This is a genomic window from Streptomyces lateritius (genome assembly GCF_014649715.1).
GTDB classification, from domain to species: domain Bacteria; phylum Actinomycetota; class Actinomycetes; order Streptomycetales; family Streptomycetaceae; genus Streptomyces; species Streptomyces lateritius.
Genome location: NZ_BMTO01000013.1, coordinates 88,567 through 92,165 on the forward strand (window position 1 = coordinate 88,567; position 3,599 = coordinate 92,165).

At 73.3% G+C, this 3,599-nt stretch carries 4 protein-coding genes; 1 reads left to right on the forward strand and 3 read right to left on the reverse strand.

Annotation, left to right across the window (positions count from 1 at the left end; genetic code table 11):
* Positions 1–101 precede the first annotated feature (101 nt).
* On the forward strand, positions 102–1,124 hold the full coding sequence (locus IE136_RS25140; protein WP_189601482.1) for an RICIN domain-containing protein: 1,023 nt from the start codon (positions 102–104) through the stop codon (positions 1,122–1,124).
* A 75-nt stretch (positions 1,125–1,199) separates the two neighbouring features.
* Here IE136_RS25140 and IE136_RS25145 read toward each other — a convergent pair whose 3' ends face one another.
* The 3 genes from IE136_RS25145 to IE136_RS25155 form a co-directional block, all read right to left on the reverse strand.
* Positions 1,200–1,943, reverse strand: coding sequence for a tyrosine-protein phosphatase (locus tag IE136_RS25145; protein ID WP_158990596.1), 744 nt, complete (start codon positions 1,941–1,943; stop codon positions 1,200–1,202).
* A gap of 50 nt (positions 1,944–1,993) precedes the next feature.
* Positions 1,994–2,602, reverse strand: a complete 609-nt coding sequence (locus tag IE136_RS25150) for a helix-turn-helix domain-containing protein (RefSeq protein WP_229819142.1) — start codon at positions 2,600–2,602, stop codon at positions 1,994–1,996.
* A gap of 242 nt (positions 2,603–2,844) precedes the next feature.
* Positions 2,845–3,540, reverse strand: coding sequence for a response regulator (locus IE136_RS25155; protein ID WP_158990600.1), 696 nt, complete (start codon positions 3,538–3,540; stop codon positions 2,845–2,847).
* Positions 3,541–3,599 lie beyond the last annotated feature (59 nt).

Here is a 3,599-nt window from a genome sequence, read left to right on the forward strand (position 1 = left end):
GGCGAACCCCGCGATCAACAAGGCTTACGCCTGTCCCGGACATGTCCCAACTCCGTTCGGGCAGACTGGTCGGCCAGGTCACGGGAGGGGCGGGAACACGCATGACCGAGGGAGACACCGGCGGGCGGAGCGCGCCGGACCCGCGGGAGGCCACCGATCCGGCCGCCTTCATCGCCCAGCTGCAGGCGCTCAAGGACTGGTCGGGGCTGACCTACCGCGAGCTGACCGCACGCGCCGAGGCGGTCGGCGACGTCCTGCCGCGCTCGACGGTGGCGAACATGCTCGCGCGCTCGACCGTCCCCCGCGAGGAACTCCTCGCCACCTTCGTCCGCGCCTGCGGGGTGGGCCCCGGAGAGCTGGAGTCCTGGCAGGTGGTCCGCAAGGAGCTGGCGGTACGCGGCGTCCATACGCCGCCCGCCGGAGCGGAGGCGGACGTGGAGGAGCCCGGGCTCGAGGGACCGCACTGGCCCGGCGCGCCGGAAGCCGGGCAGGAGACGGACCCGGAGGCCGGGGCCGCCCCGGAGTACCCGCGCTCCGACCCCGGTCGGCGGATGCGCCGGACGCTCGTCGCGCTCGTCGCCGTCGCCGGGCTCGTCCTCGCCGCGGTCAGCGTGGTCGTCGCCCTCGTCCACGAGGGCGAGGAGACCGGCCCCAAGCGGCTGACGGCGCCGGCCGCCGGGGACGTACGGATCCGGGTGATCGGCTCGGACCTCTGCCTCAACGAGCGGCGCGGGGCCAGGACCGGCCAGATCTACCAGGTCGAGTGCGCGGGCGCGGACGTCCCCCGCTACGCGCTCAAGGACCTCGGCTCCCGCCAGTGGCAGATCGTCTCCGACCACCCTGACTACGGGCTCGGCTGCTCGGGCATCCCGTCCGGCGGCCGCGTGCCCGACGCCGCCCTGGAGGACTCGGAGTGCGGCGACCCGACCCGCGTCGAGCGGTTCGCCCTGGAGCCCTTCGGGACACCGGTCACGGGCTACCGCATCGTCCCCGTCGGCTCGGCGACCCCTGGCGTCTGCGTCACGGTCCTCGGTGACCGCAAGGCCCCCTGGTCCCGCCTGGCCCAGGCCCCCTGCCGCCCGGACGCCCAGGGCCAGCTCTTCAGCTTCGACCGCCGGACCTAGAAGTCGTTTTCTGGATCTTGCCGGGCGTCGCGGCCAGGCGGGACTAGACGGACACGGCCCCACAGGGCAATACACCTAGGGACCGGACTCCACCAGTCGCGCCCGCAGGGCCTCGATCACCGACGGGTCGAGGCCGACATGGCCGGTGGTGTACGCGTGCACCGAGCCGTACGTGCGGCGCAGGTCCGCCAGGAAGAGGCGCATGATCTGCGCGGGCGCCCGCCCGTATCCCGGCCAGCGGAGTTCCCGGCCGGGGTGGGTCGCGCGCCAGTCGGCGATCAGACGCTCCGTGGCCAGCTCGGTCAGGGCGAAGTCGTCGAGGATCTGCTGCTCGGAGACGTCGAGGAGGCCGAGCAGGAGGCCCGCGAGCAGCCCTGTGCGGTCCTTGCCGGAGGCGCAGTGGAAGACGAGCGGGCCGTCCGCCGCCGCGATCACCTCCAGGGCCTCGCGCAGCTCGGCCGCCCCGTCGGTGGCGACCTCGGCGAACCGGTCGGCGAGGTAGCGCCACGGGTCGAGGGAGGGATCGATCTCCGCCTGGTCGTAAGGGCGGTGCTCGATGCTCAGGTTGTGCCAGACGATGCCGTCGGTCTCGGGCAGCCGGCCCTTGGCGGCGATCTCCCACGGGTAGCGCAGGTCGATCACCGTCTCCACGCCCAGCTCGTGGAACCTCTTCCGGTCCGTGTCGCTCGCGTCGGCCAGCTTGGCGAGGGAGTCGGAGCGGTAGAGGAGGTTCCATCGGACCCTGCCGCCGTCGGCGGTCCGATAGCCGCCCAGATCACGGAAGTTGTGCAGGCGCTCGAAGGGTATGTGCCGTCTCACGCCGACACTCTAGGGCCGCAGCGCCGGCAAGATCCACCAGACATCCCTGGCTAGGCGCCGGTGGCCGCCCAGAAGTGGTTCACGATCTCGTCGAGGTAGGCGCGGCCCGAGTCGCCGCTGTCGCCCGAGGCGCCCCAGCTGCTCGTGGCGGCCATCTTCGCGTGGTACTCCGCGTGCAGGCGCTGCAGCGCGAACTCCACGGTCCGCTTGGGCAGCGGCAGCATCTTCACCGCGGGGCGGACGTACGCCTGCCAGCGGGTGGTGGCCGCGTCCCGCAGCAGCGCCGCCAGATCCTCGTCACGGCCGGTCGCCGTGAGGAGAGCGCGGGCGCCGAGGCCGAGGGTTTCGGCAAGGGCGGCGGTCTGGCGTTCGTTGCCGCGCCAGCGGCCGGCCTCCTCCATCTTCAGATAGCTGTTCGTGTCCAGGCCGATCCGGCGGGCCAGATCGTCCGGCGCGAGGCCCCGGGCCATCCGGTGCTCGCGCAGGGTGGTGGCGGACGCCAGCAGTTCGGCGGGGGCGCACCACAGGACGCCGGCGAGGGCGGTGAGCTCCTGGGGAGTGGGGCCGAGCCGGCCGCGTTCCCAGGCGACCACGGTGTCGGGGGTGACGGCGAGGCCGTACTGGGCGCGCAGGCCGTAGGCGACATGGCCCGGGGCCATGCCGAGGCCTTCGCGCAAGCGGCGCGCGGCGAGGGCGTTGAAGGGAGGGGAGGGAGGGGAGGGTTGCACCCTCGAAACGGTAGATGCGGAATGTGACCGTTGACTACGGTGCGTTCACCCAAGGCCATACATCGTAGAAACGTCGGAACCGGTCGGTAGCATTCCGTAATGATCTCCGTCGCGTCCGGTGACCGGTCGCCCTCGTCCGGTCTCCGGTCTCCCGGCGCCCGCCCGGATCCCGATCAGCGGCCCATCGTCGTGATCCACCGGTACTGCAGCTCCGGCCGGCCGATCTGCCCGTACTGCGGCGCCCGGGCCGCCCGCCCGTCCGTCACCAGGTGTTCCAGATAGCGGCGCGCGGTGATCCGCGAAATCCCCACGGCGACCCCCGCCTCGGTCGCGGTGAGACCGGACGGCGCGTCCCGGAGGGTACGGGTGACCGCCTCCAGGGTCGGCGCGCTCAGCCCCTTGGGCAGCGAGGCGGGCTGCGGGGTCCGCAGGGTGGCCAGGGCCCGGTCCACCTCGTCCTGCCCCGAGGCCTCGCCGGCGGTGGCACGGAACTCGGCGTAGCGGGTGAGCCGGTCCCGGAGGGTCGCGAAGGTGAACGGTTTCAGCACGTACTGGACCACCCCGAGGGAGACCCCCTCGCGCACGATCGCGAGATCGCGGGCGGAGGTCACGGCGATCACGTCGGCGGAGTGACCGGCGGCGCGGAGGGACCGGAGCAGCTGGAGTCCGTGGCCGTCGGGCAGGTACAGGTCGAGGAGGATCAGATCGACCGGTGTGCGGTCGAGGAGCCGCACGGCGGCGGCCCGGGAGTGCGCGACGCCGGTGACGACGAAGCCCGGCACCCGCCCGGCGTAGAGCGCGTGCGCGTCCGCCGCGACGGGATCGTCCTCGACGACCAGCACCCGGATGGCATCCCCGGCGTCGCTCATACCGTCACCTCCGCCCCGGCGGCCGCCGGCGTAGCGACGCCGGGGGAGGCCGGGGTGGC